The organism is Bifidobacterium sp. H6bp9 (assembly GCF_032193695.1).
Classification (GTDB): domain Bacteria; phylum Actinomycetota; class Actinomycetes; order Actinomycetales; family Bifidobacteriaceae; genus Bombiscardovia; species Bombiscardovia kimbladii.
Window position 1 is genome coordinate 313,624 of the sequence record NZ_JASTZY010000001.1, and the last position, 16,139, is coordinate 329,762.

General features: G+C 58.8%; 15 protein-coding genes and 3 tRNA genes. 6 read left to right on the forward strand and 12 right to left on the reverse strand.

The annotated features are described in order from the left end of the window. Positions 1-73: 73 nt before the first annotated feature. Both QRX40_RS01260 and QRX40_RS01265 read left to right on the forward strand, forming a co-directional pair. Positions 74-967 (forward strand): glycosyltransferase family 2 protein, encoded by an 894-nt coding sequence (locus tag QRX40_RS01260; RefSeq protein WP_045924753.1) that lies wholly within the window; start codon positions 74-76, stop codon positions 965-967. A 60-nt stretch (positions 968-1,027) separates the two neighbouring features. Next, positions 1,028-1,099: transfer RNA gene (locus tag QRX40_RS01265), tRNA-Glu, on the forward strand. 359 nt (positions 1,100-1,458) lie between these two features. On the opposite strand, the gene QRX40_RS01270 is transcribed toward QRX40_RS01265, so the two are convergent. From QRX40_RS01270 to trmB, 5 genes are all read right to left on the reverse strand, one after another. Next, positions 1,459-1,845, reverse strand: a complete 387-nt coding sequence (locus tag QRX40_RS01270) for a hypothetical protein (RefSeq protein WP_313835777.1) — start codon at positions 1,843-1,845, stop codon at positions 1,459-1,461. A gap of 377 nt (positions 1,846-2,222) precedes the next feature. Next, entirely contained in the window at positions 2,223-3,755 is a 1,533-nt protein-coding gene (locus QRX40_RS01275; protein WP_313835779.1) for an FGGY family carbohydrate kinase, read from the reverse strand. 57 nt (positions 3,756-3,812) lie between these two features. Further along, a complete protein-coding gene (locus QRX40_RS01280; protein WP_313835781.1) occupies positions 3,813-4,199 on the reverse strand; it encodes a VOC family protein in 387 nt (128 codons plus the stop codon). A gap of 112 nt (positions 4,200-4,311) precedes the next feature. Continuing rightward, positions 4,312-6,294 carry a TetM/TetW/TetO/TetS family tetracycline resistance ribosomal protection protein gene (locus QRX40_RS01285; RefSeq protein WP_313835782.1) on the reverse strand — a complete coding sequence of 661 codons (1,983 nt, stop codon included), beginning with the start codon at positions 6,292-6,294 and terminating at the stop codon, positions 4,312-4,314. Between the two features lie 76 nt (positions 6,295-6,370). Continuing rightward, entirely contained in the window at positions 6,371-7,189 is an 819-nt protein-coding gene (gene trmB, locus QRX40_RS01290; RefSeq protein WP_045924758.1) for a tRNA (guanosine(46)-N7)-methyltransferase TrmB, read from the reverse strand. Positions 7,190-7,338: 149 nt separating this feature from the next. Between trmB and galE the strand changes: the two genes are divergently transcribed. The 3 genes from galE (at position 7,339) to QRX40_RS01305 (ending at position 8,615) form a co-directional block, all read left to right on the forward strand. Then, positions 7,339-8,349 carry a UDP-glucose 4-epimerase GalE gene (gene galE, locus QRX40_RS01295; RefSeq protein ID WP_313835783.1) on the forward strand — a complete coding sequence of 337 codons (1,011 nt, stop codon included), beginning with the start codon at positions 7,339-7,341 and terminating at the stop codon, positions 8,347-8,349. Positions 8,350-8,421: 72 nt separating this feature from the next. Continuing rightward, a tRNA-Asp gene (locus tag QRX40_RS01300) sits at positions 8,422-8,495 on the forward strand. A gap of 47 nt (positions 8,496-8,542) precedes the next feature. Continuing rightward, positions 8,543-8,615, forward strand: a tRNA-Phe gene (locus QRX40_RS01305). 69 nt (positions 8,616-8,684) lie between these two features. Here QRX40_RS01305 and QRX40_RS01310 read toward each other — a convergent pair. From QRX40_RS01310 to QRX40_RS01320, 3 genes are all read right to left on the reverse strand, one after another. Next, a complete protein-coding gene (locus QRX40_RS01310) occupies positions 8,685-9,224 on the reverse strand; it encodes a low molecular weight protein-tyrosine-phosphatase (RefSeq protein ID WP_313835784.1) in 540 nt (179 codons plus the stop codon). Beyond that, positions 9,224-9,892 (reverse strand): dihydrofolate reductase, encoded by a 669-nt coding sequence (locus QRX40_RS01315; RefSeq protein ID WP_313835785.1) that lies wholly within the window; start codon positions 9,890-9,892, stop codon positions 9,224-9,226. Before QRX40_RS01315 ends, QRX40_RS01310 begins: the two co-directional genes overlap by 1 nt. Before the next feature lie 89 nt (positions 9,893-9,981). Then, complete coding sequence (locus tag QRX40_RS01320) at positions 9,982-10,857, reverse strand: thymidylate synthase (RefSeq protein ID WP_313835787.1); 876 nt, start codon at positions 10,855-10,857, stop codon at positions 9,982-9,984. A gap of 143 nt (positions 10,858-11,000) precedes the next feature. Here QRX40_RS01320 and QRX40_RS01325 point away from each other — a divergent pair, with 143 nt between their 5' ends. Then, complete coding sequence (locus tag QRX40_RS01325) at positions 11,001-11,414, forward strand: OsmC family protein (protein ID WP_024626723.1); 414 nt, start codon at positions 11,001-11,003, stop codon at positions 11,412-11,414. A gap of 73 nt (positions 11,415-11,487) precedes the next feature. Here QRX40_RS01325 and QRX40_RS01330 read toward each other — a convergent pair whose 3' ends face one another. From QRX40_RS01330 to manA, 4 genes are all read right to left on the reverse strand, one after another. After that, positions 11,488-12,534 (reverse strand): universal stress protein, encoded by a 1,047-nt coding sequence (locus tag QRX40_RS01330; RefSeq protein ID WP_045924763.1) that lies wholly within the window; start codon positions 12,532-12,534, stop codon positions 11,488-11,490. 171 nt (positions 12,535-12,705) lie between these two features. Continuing rightward, entirely contained in the window at positions 12,706-13,419 is a 714-nt protein-coding gene (locus tag QRX40_RS01335; RefSeq protein WP_313835790.1) for a C40 family peptidase, read from the reverse strand. A gap of 69 nt (positions 13,420-13,488) precedes the next feature. Further along, positions 13,489-14,400, reverse strand: a complete 912-nt coding sequence (locus QRX40_RS01340) for a CHAP domain-containing protein (RefSeq protein WP_313835791.1) — start codon at positions 14,398-14,400, stop codon at positions 13,489-13,491. A 283-nt stretch (positions 14,401-14,683) separates the two neighbouring features. Further along, a complete protein-coding gene (gene manA, locus QRX40_RS01345) occupies positions 14,684-16,069 on the reverse strand; it encodes a mannose-6-phosphate isomerase, class I (RefSeq protein WP_306221250.1) in 1,386 nt (461 codons plus the stop codon). Between the last annotated feature and the right edge of the window lie 70 nt (positions 16,070-16,139).

Here is a 16,139-nt window from a genome sequence, read left to right on the forward strand (position 1 = left end):
GATGGCTGACATGGCGGGCTGTAGGGCACAGGTTGAGCCGACGGTGTATCCGGGCACACGTATCCTGAGGGGTATGTTGACCGTTTCCATAGTCATACCCGCCTGGAATGAGGAAGAACGCATTGAGGACTGCCTCCTGAACGCCACCAGGCAGAGCCAGGCACCCAAGGAGGTGCTGGTAGTCGACAACCACTCCACAGACGCAACGGCCTCCATCGTCCAGCACTTCATCGATCAGCACCCTGACCAGCATGTCAAGCTTCTCCATCAGGACAGTGAACAAGGGCTGATCCCCACCCGCAACTACGGACTTGACCGGGCAACCGGCGATGTGCTGGGCCGGATTGACGCCGACTGCATGCTCCGTCCCAATTGGGTGGAGGTGGTCTCCGGCATCTTCACCCGGGACCCCAAGGCCATGGGCGCCACTGGACCGGTGGCCTACTATGACATGCCAGGCAAGCGGATCGGGCTCAAGGGCGACAACACCATCCGCAAGGCCATCTACCGGGCCGACGACGGGCAATACCTGCTCTACGGTTCCAACATGGCCCTGCGCGCCACGGCCTGGCGGGCCATACGCAGCCACGTCTGCAGGGACAAAGAGGACATCATGCACGAGGATGTCGATATCTCCCTGCACCTGATTGATCAGGGGTTCAAGACGGTCTACTGCAAGGACATGAACGTGGGCATCAGCGCCCGCCGGATGGACACTTCCTTCACATCCTTCCGCCACTACATGCAACGCTTCAAGAACACCTTCGACGCCCACCCGCAACACACCAGGGAGCAGAAGCCCGAGCACACCCTCTACGCCATCTACCCCATCCTCAGGGCCTTCTACCCCGTCTATCAGAAGTACCTGGAATCCGCCGACATCAACCCTGCGGAACGTGTCTGGATCCGCGAACAGATGGAGCTCTTCCACCGCCGCGACCAGGAACTGGACCAGGAGGATCACTGACCGGCGGACGGCACACCAGGCTTGCCTGGTCCATAGGGGGCGGGTATCATGGGCACGTTCGCCCCCGTCGTCTAACGGTTAGGACACCAGACTTTCAATCTGACAGCGAGAGTTCGACTCTCTCCGGGGGTACAAAAGTGCACTATATAGATTTAAATCTAGCTTGATGATTTATGATCTTGTTTTATTTCCGTTTTCTACCAAATAGAGATTTGCACTCATGAGGCAAGCCTTATGCCTTATATAGTTATATGCTAAGCCGTAATACAGGGTTCGGATCTTCTTTTGCTTTAGCGCTAAATGTGTAATCGCCATGCATCATACAATTAAAGTTGTTAGATTTGAGCAGATCTGAGAAGAATCATCTCATCACATCTAATGTACCGTCGGTAAAAATAAAAGTTATTATTATCTTACTTATTGTAAAAAAAGAGTGTTTGAAGTCCAATATCGGTATATCGCTGCATAGTCAAACCGACAGACACAGTACGTCAATCAAAATCTAGCGTATTTTCATCCTCTTGATTTTGCGACTCTATTGCTTCTGCGTCTTTATGGAGCTGTTGAAGTGCATTTAAAGGATGACAATTGGGTTGTACACTTTCCTTTTCTCGTTCTCGATACGATCGACTGTTTTCCTGTAGCTGTTTTCTTTCCGTCTCTTCTTGTTCCTCGTTTTCCTGAACTCGCTCTCGAGCACATTCAATTTTTTTCTTCTCATTAAAATGGACAATATTTTCTTCAACCTCCTTCAGATTTCTTCTAGAAAGTGGAAGGGTTAGCTTTAATGACCTCACAGCTTCTTTTACCTCCTTTTCGTCACGCTTGAGCTCATTTGCGGCTTCCTTTATACTGTACATGCGTTCACAATTTTCCATATCACTAGTTTACCCTTCAGCCTGTTTTCTTGAGCAACCAAATTGCTGCCCTTATAGTTACTGTACACAGACAAACATTGAAAATGAACAAAAGTTCCCTTTTCAAATGTTCGAAACATCTATACTCTCAATCATTGAACCTAATGTCAGGTCCATCAGGGGATTGACATGAGAGTTTTACTTGTTCGGATTTCGACAATCTCACATAGTAGAATGCGCGAATACGTGAGAACACTCACTAATTTGTTGTTGTCATTCGAAGACATGATTATCTGCAATCAGAAAGGCTTGGAAACTGTAAATTTCCAGATTGATCATTTTGCCAACCTCGACCGCACTCGCAAAGGTCATAAAAGACGCTCGCATCAAGGAGCTGTTTACCGGAGGGAATCCAAAGCCGGATATAGCCGCCGGAACCGGTTGTAACCGACATCGTACACTTGGCGATTTGCGTCGTTGGGGGAATAGACCCGTCCAACTAGGTTCGCTTCCATCAACTCCTCCAAGGCTTGCAAATCAGGCTGTGAAGTCGAGCCAGTCTGTTTGCCAACAGAGACCAGTTGGGCCAGGGCCACGGCAGGCATGAGATGTGCATCATCAAGCACCTGAACGGGCGCGTCAAGGATATCCGCCAACATCTGGCACCATTGGGGTTCGCGGGTGCCGCCACCAATCAGGGTGACGCGTTCGATAGGCGTGCCCTGCAGGTCAAGCCCCTGACGAATCGAATAAGACACGCCTTCCAGCGCGGCTCTGGCAAGGTCGCAGGCCTCGGTCTCGGAAGAAATGCCGACATAGGCTCCGCGAATCGAAGGGTTCATCATAGGGAAGCGCTCCCCCACCAGATAGGGCATGCAAATCACGCCGCGTGCCCCTGCAGGGCTGGATTCCAACAAATACCCCATGCGCTGATAGAGGTCGCTGTCACCCTCGGTCGGACTGCCCCCTGCAAAGACTCCGGTGGCCCAAGCATGCACGTTGCCGGCATTGAGGAAAGGCACTGTATTGATAATGCTGTCAGTGCCCACATAGGCCAGATTGACCATTCCAGGGCGGTCGGTTACAGCCCGGTCTGTCACTGTGGCGATCCACCCGGATGTGCCCAGGTTGATATTGAATTGACCGGGATGGAATACCCCGCCGCCCAAGGTAGATGCGCCAGCATCCCCCATTCCCGCATAGACCGTGGTTCCCGGAGCAAATCCCGTGGCAGCGGATGCACCCGGCGTGCTGATGCCGACGCTTTCCCATGGCCAATAGAGTTCCGGGAAGATTGCGGCATCCACGCCTACTGCCTCCAGAATGTCCCTTCTCCACTTCTGCGAGTGCAGATCCATGGCGCCTGCCGTCGAGCAGGCCGTCATATCGCCGCAGTAGACACCGGTCAGCCACCAAATCAGATAATCCTTGGCATCGATGAGCACATGGCGAACCTGCGCATACCGGTCGGGCTGATGCCTGGACATCCACATCAGTTTAGCCACCGGCAGGGACCCGTCGCACGGGTTCCCCACTGCGGCACAGAAGGACTCAGCCCCATAGGTTTCAGTCAGCTCAGCAGACTCTTCTCCGGCCCTGCCGTCCGCGTACAGAATCGCCGGCCCGACGGGCTGCCCCTGTACATCCAAGGCAATCAGATCCTGCATCTGCCCGCTCATGATGATGCCGGTGACCTGGTCGCTCTTGAAGTGCTCGATGCTCCGCCCGGCTCTGGACAAAAGGTCACGGGACACCTCGATGAAGGCCTGCAACCAATCCTCGGGATTCTGCTCGATACGCCCATCACCTGTGTCAATCGGCAGAAAGCCGCTGGACGCGCACACCCTGGCGGAACCCTGGTCATCCACAAGAACGGCCTTGACCTGCGTGGTCCCCACGTCGAATGCGGCTGTATAGGTCATACCGGTCATCCTAGGACTTCCCAACCGCCCGGATGCCGACATGATTCCGTATGTGGACCGACGCAGTCACCCCTGGGCCCCTGACCAGTCCACCACTGCTTCGACATTGTTCCCGTCCGGGTCCAAAACGAAAGCCGAATAGTACTTGGGATGATAATCTCGCAGCCCTGGAGCACCATTGTCACGGCCACCGGCAGCGAGCGCCTTTCTGTAGAAGGCATCCACCGTTGCAGCATCGGCAGCCCTGAAGGCTATGTGGGTCACCGGCGAACCGGTCCCATCCCCGCTAGGCGTCAGATAAAAGTCCGAGTGGGCCCCATCATCTTCTGCACCGAACCCAATGGTGGGCTCATGGTGGGCCTTGGCCACGTACCCCAATGGCTCCAGGGCTTTGCTATAGAAATCGATGGAAGCCTGAATGTCCCGAACCTTCAGCGTCAGATGATCAATCATGTCCGTAATTCTAGGTGACCCATCAACCAACAATGGCAGACCGCCCAGAATGATCTTTTCCGCATGCCGCTCAGTGCTGGGGATAACCAAGCTCAATCCTCAAGGCTGTGCTTCAGATGTATTGGCCGCCGGGCAGGTGCATGAAGTCCTCCACCTTGTTCCATTTGACCGGGTATCCTGCCCCGTGGGCGCAGAAGACCGAATCAGGGGTGTTCTCCAGGTCGGACTCGGGGTCATAGCCGATGGAATCCACAAGAGCATCCTGGTCCTGGCAGGGACGATACCCGTTGAAGAAACAGGTCAGATGTCCGCGGCCGTGGGTGTAGGTGCTGACCTCGATGGCATAATCACGCATCTGTGCTACCGGTGCATCTCCCTCCAGTTCAACCGTGTCCCCGTCTGCCTGAGGTTCCGAGAAGCTGCCCTTCATCCGGTAGATGTCCGACATAGCCCTGCCCAGATTCTCCTGCGGAAGGGCGAGCCTGAAGTGGTACCAGGGCTCCAGCAGAATACTGCTTGCCTTCATCAGCCCCTGCCGGACGGCCCGGTAGGTGGCCTGGCGGAAGTCTCCTCCCTCGGTGTGCTTGATATGCCCGCGGCCGTCCAGCAAGGTGATGCGCATGTCTGTGATGGGCGAACCTGTCAGGACGCCCAGATGCTCCTTCTCGGCCAGATGGGTCATGATGAGCCGCTGCCAATTGCCGTCCAAGCGGTCCAGGCTGCAGGTCGACGCGAAGCTGAGACCGCTGCCCGGCCCCGTAGGTTCCAGGAGCAGATGGACTTCGGCATAATGCCGGAGGGGCTCGAAATGTCCAACCCCTTCGACGGGGGTCGCGATAGTCTCCCTATAGAGGATTCCGCCCTGGCTGAAGGAGACCTGCATGCCGAACCGCCGCTCCAGCTCCTCCTGGATCACCTCCAACTGGACCTGGCCCATCAGTCGTAAGTGAATCTCTTGAAGCTGCTCCTGCCAGACCACATGCAGCAGAGGATCCTCATCCTCAAGGATGCGCAAGGCCTTCAACACCTGATGCGGATCCAGCCCCTCAGCCGTCACTGCGTAGGTCAGCACCGGCTCCAGCACAGGCTCCAGATCCTTCCGCTCGCAGCCAAGCCCCTGTCCTGGATGTGTCAGATCAAGCCCGGTTGCAGCCACGACGCTCCCGGCCTGAGCGCAATCCGTCAGCCTATAAGCCGCTCCCGAATAGAGCCGAAGCTGGTCAATCGTCTCGCTGATCTGTCTGTATCCTGTCTTCCCGGAACCTGATTGGCCTTCGGATCCATTGCACAAATCGGTAATCACGGACGACTTGACCGGCAGGTCGCCACCAGTCACCTTGAGCCAGGTCAGCCTGGCGCCTTTGTCATCATGCGATACCTTGAACACCCTTGCGCCGAACTCTCTGCCGTACCCAGGCGAAAAGGTGTACCGCTCCAGCCCTTCCATGAGGGCGTCGACCCCGTCCAGACGCAGGGCAGACCCAAGGAAACAGGGAAAGAGACGACGCTCGGCAACCAGCCGTGCCAGGCTCTCATCAGATATGCCCTCGGTCTTGAGGTACTCATCCATGACGTCCTCATCGAGCAAGGCCACATCCTCCATATCGCCATGCTCAAGTCCACGGCTCAGATCGAAGCAGCCCTGAGACCAGCGCTGCTTGCAGCTTTGAAGAATGCGGGCAGCATCAGCTCCAGGGGCATCCAACTTGTTGACGAAAATGAAGGTGGGCACCTCGTAGCCTGCCAGAAGCCGCCAGAGAGTATCGACATACCCCTCTAATCCAGCGGTTGCATCGACGACCAGGAGGGCATAATCCAAGACTGACAGGACCCGCTCCATCTCGGCCGAGAAATCGACATGGCCGGGTGTATCGATAAGGGTCAGCTCGACATCACGATAGGTCAGCCATGCCGGTTTGGAGAAGATGGTAATACCGCGTTGACGCTCCAGATCGTTGGTGTCCAGATAGGCGTCGCCATGATCCACCCTGCCCGGACGGCGAATTTCCCCGCCCCGGTAGAGCATGGCTTCCGAGAGCGTGGTCTTGCCGGCATCCACATGGGCCAGCATTCCCGCCACTATCCTCTTGACCACCGGGGGCCTCCCTCACTCTTCACACCTACAAGGTCACATCTACAGGGAACAGACGCATATCCTATCTATGCGCACTCTATGGTCTGTCTGCCGAAACCTGATAAGTCAGGTCGTGGATGACCCGGCCGGCCTCAATCCCCTTACGCTCGAAATTGGTCACGATTCTGCCGTCGAACCGCTCCGACTCCATGAACATGGCATGAGGTAGGGATTCGGCCTGATCAGCCGTCCCCTTGCCGACATGTTGGGTTGGCAGACTGACCCGCAGATCGCCCAGGTTTCTGAATCTCGGATTCTCATCCATCACCTCATGCACATGCAGAGCGTAATCCTCGATGTCAGTTGCAATTCGCCAAAGGCCACCAGGCTCCAGACAATCCGCCAAGTCATCAGCCAGAGCCGGCTGGACCAGACGACGCTTGTGGTGCTTCATCTTGGGCCAGGGATCAGGAAAGAAGGTCCATACCTCCTTGATCAGTCCAGGATCCATTCGGGCCAGAAGGTCCGGGGCGTTGACCTGGGCAAGCCGCAGATTATCCAAGTCCGATTTACCGGCCATCAGCATGGTATGGGCCAACCCCGGCTGATAGACCTCCAGGGCCAGATAGTTCCGATCAGGGTGTTCCCGGGCCGAGGCCACTACATTCTCTCCCTGGCCGGATCCGATCTCGACGATCAGCGGGGCCTGTCGCCCCCAGGCCGACCTGACCATTGCTGCATCACAACGCAGATCCTCGGCAACTGTCAACGAACCCTCAGCCTGGCCCAAATCGAGAAGGTATCTGGAGGAATACCGGGCCCAAGCCTTCGCCAGCCGTTCGCTGAGCTTCTCGGAGCGCCTCACATAGGAGACGATGGACCGCCTAGGGGCCTTGCTCTGTCTTTCTTCACTCATCACAGCTCATATATATCCTAGAAAATACAAACAAGCGGACATAGCGTGCACATGTGCCCGTGATATACTCAATCTAGAACAAAACACAACAAAATGTTGCAAAACCGAACAGTCTCTTACGTCCGATTTTCGACAGGAAAGGCATGCAGATGTCAGTTTTGGTTACAGGCGGCTGCGGATACATCGGCGCCCATGTGGTTCACGCCTTGCAGGAGGCCGGCAAGGAGGTCGTCGTGGTCGATGACCTCAGCTACGGCAGGCCTGATCGGATCGGGAATGCCCGTCTTTATGGCGCTGACGTGTCCGCACCGGGCGCCGATCAGCGTCTGGCCGAGATCATCCAGGAGAACAAGGTCGACTCCGTCATCCATTTTGCTGCCCGTAAGCAGGTGGGCGAGTCAGTGGAGAAGCCCATCTGGTACTACCGGCAGAACCTGAACGGCATGATCAACGTCCTGTCCGCCATGGCAAAGACCAACGCCAAGAAGCTGGTCTTCTCCAGCTCGGCCGCAACATACGGCGAGCCTCCGGTCGACGTGGTCCCTGAGGACGTGCAGCCGATGGTCCCCATCAACCCTTATGGCCAGACCAAGCTGGTCGGCGAGTGGATGGCGCGGGCCTGCGAGCAGCCTTACGGCATCCGCTTCTGCGCCCTGCGCTACTTCAACGTGGCCGGCTGCGGACCGGTCAGCCTGGAGGATCCGGCGGTCCTCAACCTGATCCCCATGCTCTTCGACAGGCTGCGGCAGGGCAAGGCGCCCGCCATCTTCGGCGACGACTACCCCACGCCCGACGGCACCTGCGTGCGAGACTACATCCACGTCTCCGACCTGGCCGACGCCCACATCGCCGCCTTGGACTACCTGGACCGCGATCAGCGCCGCTACGATGCCTTCAATGTGGGCACCGGCCAGGGCACATCCGTCCGCCAGATCGTGGACGAGGTCAAGAAGGTGACGGGCCTGCCCTTCACTGAGGCCATCAAGCCCCGCCGCGCTGGCGACCCGCCGCACCTGATCGGCGACCCCACCCGGATCAACACCGAGATGGGCTGGCATGCCAAGTATGGTGTTGAGGAGATCGTCGAATCTGCATGGAAGGCCTGGCAGGCCAACCCTGCCCACCACATCGACACCGATGGCTGGCAGCAGCAGGACTAGGCAGCGACGCGCCGGGGCTTGCATTCCTCCGGCGCTCATGTAAACTTTCCTCTTGGCTGTTCAAGCAGTCTCGGCTCCGTAGCTCAGTTGGTTAGAGCGCCGCCCTGTCACGGCGGAGGTCACCGGTTCAAGTCCGGCCGGAGTCGCTGGGAATGGTCTGACCCGGTTTTTCCGGGTCTTTTCGACTGTTCATGGCTCTGTAGCTCAGTTGGTAGAGCGAGCGACTGAAAATCGCTAGGTCAACGGTTCGATCCCGCTCGGAGCCACCCGCCATTAAGCCCCTGAGATTCATAAGGAATCCAGGGGCTTAATTGATATTTGCGTTCATCGATCGTTCACGACAGCTGATCCGTCACCCAATCGACGATGTAGGGTGCCGTATGCTCGATTTGATCGATGGCCACCTCGAACTCACGGGGGCCGCCATACCAAGGGTCAACCAGGTCGATTTGGCTCTCCCGTCCCGGTGCCGGCTTGGGCAGGTCCGGGTCGAAGCTGCGGTACAGGTGAACAGCGGATCGCTTGCCGGAGGGCAGCAGACGAAGAAGGGCTCGCATATGGTCGGCCGTCATGGGCAGCAGCAGGTCGGCGTCTTCGGCCTCCTCCCGGGTGATCCGGTGGGCGAAGTGGTCAGCCGGCACCTCATAGCCCCGCTCGCGCAGAACTTTCTGAGCACGTCGATCTATGGGGTTGCCGAACTCCTCGTCACTGACTCCGCTGGATTCCACCCTGACCTGATCCTCATCCAGTCCGCGATCTTGGAAGAACTTGCGCAGGATGACCTCAGCCATGGGCGACCGGCAGATGTTGCCGGTGCAGACGGTCATGACGTTGTAGGGACCCCGTGAGGCCTTTCCTTCAGAATCCTGGCCCATCAACGCACCTTCCCATAGGTGATGTACCGGAACCGCGGGATGGCAGCCGCCTGGTCTGGTTTGGCAGGGTTCATCCATTGGCTCTCGTCGCGCACCTGCCAGAACCGCTTGCTGACCAGCTCCTCCATATCAGGCACAAAGACATCAGCTGGAGTCCGCAGATCCAGATCCGTCACATAGGCGGCATCAGCCAGCGGGAAGAAGGTGCTGAAGACCCCTGCGCCGCCGATGACCCAGATTTCACTGCGATCCATCCCATCGTCGGGAATGGCTTCCTGCCTGGCCAGCTCAAGAGCATCGTCAGCCGCAGATACCACCGTGGCGCCTGGTGCCCGAAACCCTGGATCACTGGACAGAACGATGTTGTCCCTCTTGGGCAGGGGCCGCTCCCCTATGGAGACCCAGGTCCGCCTCCCCATGATGACAGGATGGGAGACGGTCAGCTCCTTGAAGTGCCGCATGTCCTCGCTCAGATGCCAGGGCAGTGCATTGTGGAAACCAATGGCGCCGCGCCGACCGTCAGTGGCCTGCGCCTGCGCCCAGATCATATTGACCGATGAGCGGCGGCCTATCTCTTCTTCCTGATGCCGCCATTCCTCATCACCTAAAAGCCCGGCCTGACCGGGCTCGGGTTCGTGATAGCCGCTTCGACTATTGTCATGCTCCATCTGTTGCGTTCACTCCTCATAGCGAGTAGATATACGAGTACATTCTAATCTGCGGATCCGACGGTGCCCGTATTCCGCTCACCGCACCATCAGACTGCCACAGGGGCCTTGATGGCGGGGTGGCAGTGATAGTCCACCACCTCGAAGTCTTCGTACTGATAGGAGAAGATGGAGTCGGCCTTGCGAATGCGCATGGTTGGATAGGGATAGGGCTTGCGCGACAGCTGCTCCAGAACCTGCTCCACATGGTTGTCGTAGATGTGGCAGTCGCCACCGGTCCAGACGAACTCCCCAGGCTCAAGACCTGCCTGCTGGGCCATCATCAGGGTCAGCAGGGCGTAGGAGGCGATGTTGAAAGGCACCCCAAGGAACATGTCGCAGGAGCGCTGATAGAGCTGGCAGCTCAGCCTGCCGTCGGCCACATAGAACTGGAAGAGCGCATGGCAGGGAGGCAGGGCCATGCTGTCAATCTGGGCTGGATTCCAAGCTGTGACGATCATTCGGCGGGAGTCCGGGTGGGTGCGGATCAGATCCAGCACCTTGGCGATCTGGTCGATGGTGCGATGGGGGTCCTCGGGCGTCGGGGCGGGCCAGCTGCGCCACTGGACCCCATAGACCGGTCCCAGGTCCCCTGTTTCCGGGTCGGCCCACTCGTCCCAGATATGCACGCGGTTCTCCTGCAGCCAGCGCACGTTCTGCGAGCCCTTGAGGAACCAAAGCAGCTCGTAGGCGATGCCACGGAAGTAGACCTTCTTGGTGGTGATCAGCGGAAAGGAATGCGACAGATCGAAGCGCATCTGCTTCCCGAACAGGGATATGGTCCCGGTGCCCGTCCTGTCGGACTTCAGAGTGCCCTCGCGCAGAATGGTGCGCACCAAGTCCTCATAGGGGGTGGGAATGTCCGAGTCGGGACGCTCGGGGATACGTGTGCGAATACGCTGCAGTTCTTCGGAAGTCAAGGCCATGCGGCCATACTATCAAGTCCTCGGTCAGCTGAGCGCGCCCCGGTGACGAATTGCACAGTCCGGGTTAGATTGGAGGAGCAGGTCCGGCCACAGGGTCGGATCCGGATGGCGCACCCGGGCGTGTGCCGGACAAGGAGGAACAGATGGGCAAGAGACTTTGGGTCGAACGCGACAAGGACGGTACCTGGAACGCCTATGGCGACAATGGGGCCCATATCACTTTCGGCAAGGGCGAGGACCAGTTCAACCCCGGTGACCTGATGAAGATCGCCCTGGCCGCCTGCGGAGCCCTATCCAGCCAGTTCGCCGTGGAGAGCGCCCTAGGCAAGGGCAAGGGAGCGAAAATCGTGGTGGACGGCACCTATGACGCCGACGACGACGCCTACCTGAGCTTCGACGAGCAGGTGGACGTCGATGCCACTTCTGCCAGGTTGGCCCAGGATGATGCAGACAAGCTGGAGGAGCGGGTCCGCCGCCATATAGCCAAGTCCTGCACCGTGGCACACACCTATCAGCGGGAGACACCGGTCAGGATCTCCGTCAAGGTTCGCCACTGATCCAGCAACAATGGATGAGCGGGGACCCCCTGAGTTCATGGAACTTCGGGGATCCCCGCTCTTGTTATTGCCTTTACTCCTTGTGCTCGGGATCGATGGTCGACTCCAGATCAGCCAACTGCTCGGGCTTGGCCGAATCCACGGAGATACGCTCCACGCCGGTAATCTCAGCCACATCCGTGCTTTCAGCCGCCTCTGCTGCGGCCTTGAGCCCGGACTCCTCAGCCTCCACGTACTTGCGCGGCACCACGTAGACCGGGCTGACTGCATGCTGCAGGAGCCCCTGGCTGGTCGACCCCAGCAGAAGCCCTGTGAAGCCGCCGCGACCACGCGAGCCGACCACAACCACATCATGGGTCTTGCTGGCCTGGGTCAGAGCTTCCACAGCCGACCCCGGCACCACGGTCTTGTTGATGCGCAGACTCGGATAGGTCTTCATAAGCGGCGCGATTCGGGTATTGAGGTCATCCAGGTAGGAATCCATGACGCTGCGCTCCTCGGCCGACCCCGTACCGGTCAGTCCGGAAATATTGGGCACTGCAGACATGACATCCAGCTCGGCATCCCAGCTGTCGGCGAAGGAGGCGGCTATCTGCAGGGCCTTGAGGCCCCACTTGGATTCGTCGGAGCCCACGGCGACCCGCTTGATATCGTTGCTCAGATGCATCAGTTTGCCGTCGTCGTCGGTGTAGGGAACGACCACGATCGGGCAGTAAGCATAAGCGGGCAGGCTGGAGCTGGTAGTTCCCAGCAGTCGCTCGGCCAAGCCGCCCTTGCCCCGGTTCCCGATGACGATCAGCCGGTAATTGCGGCTCAGCTCCACGAAGACCGAGGAGGGATCCCCCGTCACGATCAGCGTGGCCGCACTGACGCCTTGCTCATCGGCGATGGCCTTGGCTTTGGAGAGGATCTCCTGGGCGTCGTTGTGAGCGGCCACGTCGTCACCCATGGTGGTATATGTCGCATCGAAAGAGACGGCCGCATACGAGGGAAGGGAATAGGCGCAGACGATTTGCAGGGTCAACCCTGCATGCTTAGCGTAGTTGGCGGCCCACCACGCCGCCTTGTAGCTGGCGTCCGAGCCATCGACGCCTACCAGAACAGCCTTGTCGTTGCTCATCCGACGACCTCCTTTATACTTGGCGGTGACAAACCGACACCGCTCCTTCTGTCAGAATATCGCATGCAGGTCTGATCAATAAGTCTGCCGGAACCAACACGCGAGAAACCTCGACTCTGAATATGCAAAACGCCCCCATAGGGGGCGTTAACGCTGCATAAAACCTATGCCTCAGACCAGACGACGGTAGTTGAAAGTCTGATAGACCGCCTGAACCTTGACACTCTGGCCGGGAGCCGGAGCGTGGATCATGCGTCCGCCGCCGACATAGATGCCAACATGGCTGCCATCGGGGGCTACCATCAGGTCGCCTGGAGCCGGATCCGTAACCGGCACGCCCATGGAACCCTGATCGGCAGCTACTCGGGGCAGGCCGATGCCGAAGTGGGCGAACACATACTGGGTGAATCCAGAGCAATCGAAGCCCCTGGCAGGATCGGTTCCCCCGTACACATAGGGAACCCCCTGGAACTGAAGGGCGTAGTTGACCACATCTGCACCCGTGCCGGTGGCCGGCACGTCAGAGATCCGAACAGCGGCACCGCCACGAGCAGCCGAGCGACTGACCTGCGCGGCCTGGCGCTGGCTGGCCGCCGCCTGGGCCTGCTGAGCCCTGGCCTCGGCATCCTTCTCGGCCTGGGACTTGGTGGCAGGGACGTTCAATGACTCGATGCCACCCCAGCGGCTGTCCTTTTCGACGGTGGTCGCCGTCGATTCGGTCAGCAGGTCGGCACGCACCTTGCTGCCTGGGGTGAATGAACGCGACGAAGTGGCTACAGCCTCACTACCATCACTGGCCTGGGCCACGGCGGGTATACCGATGAAAAGCGTGCCACAGATTGTGGCCGCTGCCATCATGCTCACATACTTGCGTGTTTTTTTCATCGTGCACAATTCTATCACGTGTAGGGAACAGAAACTAACTTTGGGGAACACGATCCGCGCAACCAAGGATCAGTAATGGATATAGCGCAGAGCGTGCACATTCGTCAGAGTGCGGGAGTAGGTCTTCCCGTTCATCACGGCGCCGCACTCGGAGGTGACGATGGAGCCATCGGGATTGATCTTCTCCACAATGGCCACATGGCCATAAGCGGAATCCGAACCCTCCTGGCCGGCCTGGAATACCACGATGTCGCCGACGTTGCGCGGCGTGTCATCCACCCAGTAGCCTAAAGTGCGGGCCGAGCCTGACCAGTCCTTGGCATTGCCCATATGGGAGCCCACTGGCAGACCCAGCTGGTGACGACGGACATAGGCCCACCAGGTGCACTGGCTGAATTCATAGGCGTTGCCCACATCTCCCGTGGCATGGTTGGGATTGAACCCTGCCGGCAGAACCGATCGGTTGGCATCCATCAGCGCCGCCACGGCCGGATTGTTTGCCGAGGATTTGGACATCTGCCCGGCATCGAGCTCAGACTCGCCCAGGTCCCAACTGCCCTCGTTGCGCTGTGAAGCCGTCGGCAAAGGCTGACGGTAGTCGGAACGGGAGACCCTTGAACTGCCACTAGCGCCAGAGTAGCCGGTGGAGGATGAGGGGGTGACAAGGTTGATCGCGACGCTGCCGGCCATAGGCAGGGACCAGTCGCCCCGAGCCTGGTTAACAGCCATCGAGGAAGCTGCCGCACCGACAAGGACAGTCAGGGCCGAACCAGTCATGATATGGGAGCGACGGGCTGAGGCCTTGGCCGCCAAACGAATAGAACGTCGGGTTCGAGGGGCTACTTCGTTGAGCTTGGCCGCCAAGGCATCATCGGCGCCTTGAATGCCGGCCTCCCGGGTTGCATCCGTCGATCGGCTGGTCGGCGAACTGCCGACACCTGCGCCCCGCGTGGCCGAAGCCCTGTGCGCAGCATGCTTCATGTAGAATCACTCCCGTTTATGTTCCGACGCGACTTTCGTGCCGTATCACGAACCATCACAAGGGAACACCATAACGCAAGCGGGAACCCAGGCCAAATGACCTGAATTGTCCATACTGGTGTACTCAAGCATGGCTTCGGTGGTCGCTCATCTTCGACAACCACGGAATACGCTAGGATTATACGGACATAAGGCGGACATGGGCAAACCCGCATGCGTGCCGCCTGCCACGGCGTGTCTCTCTGTTTTGAGCCCTGTGTGGTCCACCCTGAGCGAACCCTGATCAAACCGGGGTCGAAGCCAAGAGGAAGGATCCGCCGGCATTCTCGGAATCCTGAGGCATGGTGATGTCGACACGGCCGTCCTGGGAGGGAATGAATAGGGCCCGGCCCTGGTCCAGCACACAGGACTGGTCAGCGGTTGCACAACGGATCCGACCATCAGTACAGACGATGATGCGCGGCCCGCGGCGCGGAATCATCAGGTGACGAGGTCCTAGGCGCTCTATCAGATCCCCGTAACGCTGCTGGAGTCTGTTGAGCAGGGGCCACGTGGCTCCGCCCTCCTCCACATGCCCGTAGACCAGCATGTATTCGTTGATCTTGGGCCGGTAGGTCACCATATTGTGCATGATCAGGGTGGCGATCATGGAGCTGGATGGGTCAATAGGGGCCGAAGGCTGACAGTCCAAGCTATGCAGGAGGTTGGGAATGTCCCGATGCTTGGGGGTCATGCCTGCCCTGAGCACATTGTCGGAGTTGGTCATGATCTCTGCAGCAGTGCCGTGGATGTATGCGTGAGGAGTCCCGGCAGGGATATAGACCGAATCGCCCTCCTCCAGGTCCACAGGGTTGAGCATGAGCAGACAGAGCACAGCCGGGTCCTCCGGGAAAGCCCGGGCGGCACACAGGGCATGATTCAGTACGGCTCCCGCTCGTTTCGAACGCAGCCGCCCAGCGGCAGCCTCCAAGGCTTCTTCCATGCCTCGGGCCGCCTCTGGCTGGGCAGTCACGGCGGCGTGGAAGGCCCGGAAAATACGCCGGCGGGAATCCGGCCAGATCAAGGAGGAGACCGGCATCATGGCATCAGCCGAAGCGAAGCGGGCCGGCGGAACTCCCAGGTGGAAGGTACGGGCGGTCAGCGCCTGGGTCATCAGCTCGGCCAGAGGGTGGTCCACAGCGCGCAAAAGGGTCAGCTGAGTGGAAATGGTTGCGAAGCCTACACAGGCCTGGAAGGGCTCCAAGGCTACCACCATTTCGTTCTTGGCCAGACTGTCGTGAAAAGAGCGTCTCGGATCGTCGTCAGGCACCCCTTGGGCATTCTCACGGTTGAAACCGGCACGAGCCTCGAAATCCAGGGGATGCACCTGCAGGGAGAGAGGAATGCGGGCCGAGATGATCTTGAACAGGTAGGGCAGTGTAGGACCGAAGAGGCGAGAGTCGCGCTCTCCCAGCATGGTCATGGGATTGCGGCGAATGGCCTCGGTCAACGGCATGAGCGAACCGTCGGGCAGTGTCAGGGGCGAGGGGGATTCGGTATGCCCGCTGAACCACATCTCCGCCAGGGTGTCCCCCTGGCCTTCTGTTGACTCATGCAGATGGAACATGCGCTGCAGTCGGTCATGCGAGCCCCAGGCGTAGTGCTTCTCCACAGCTTGGATCGGATACACGCACTCCCCTTTCCACGGGAAATCCCTCCATGGGCCGGTGCATACGAACCCACCAATCCCCGTCATGATA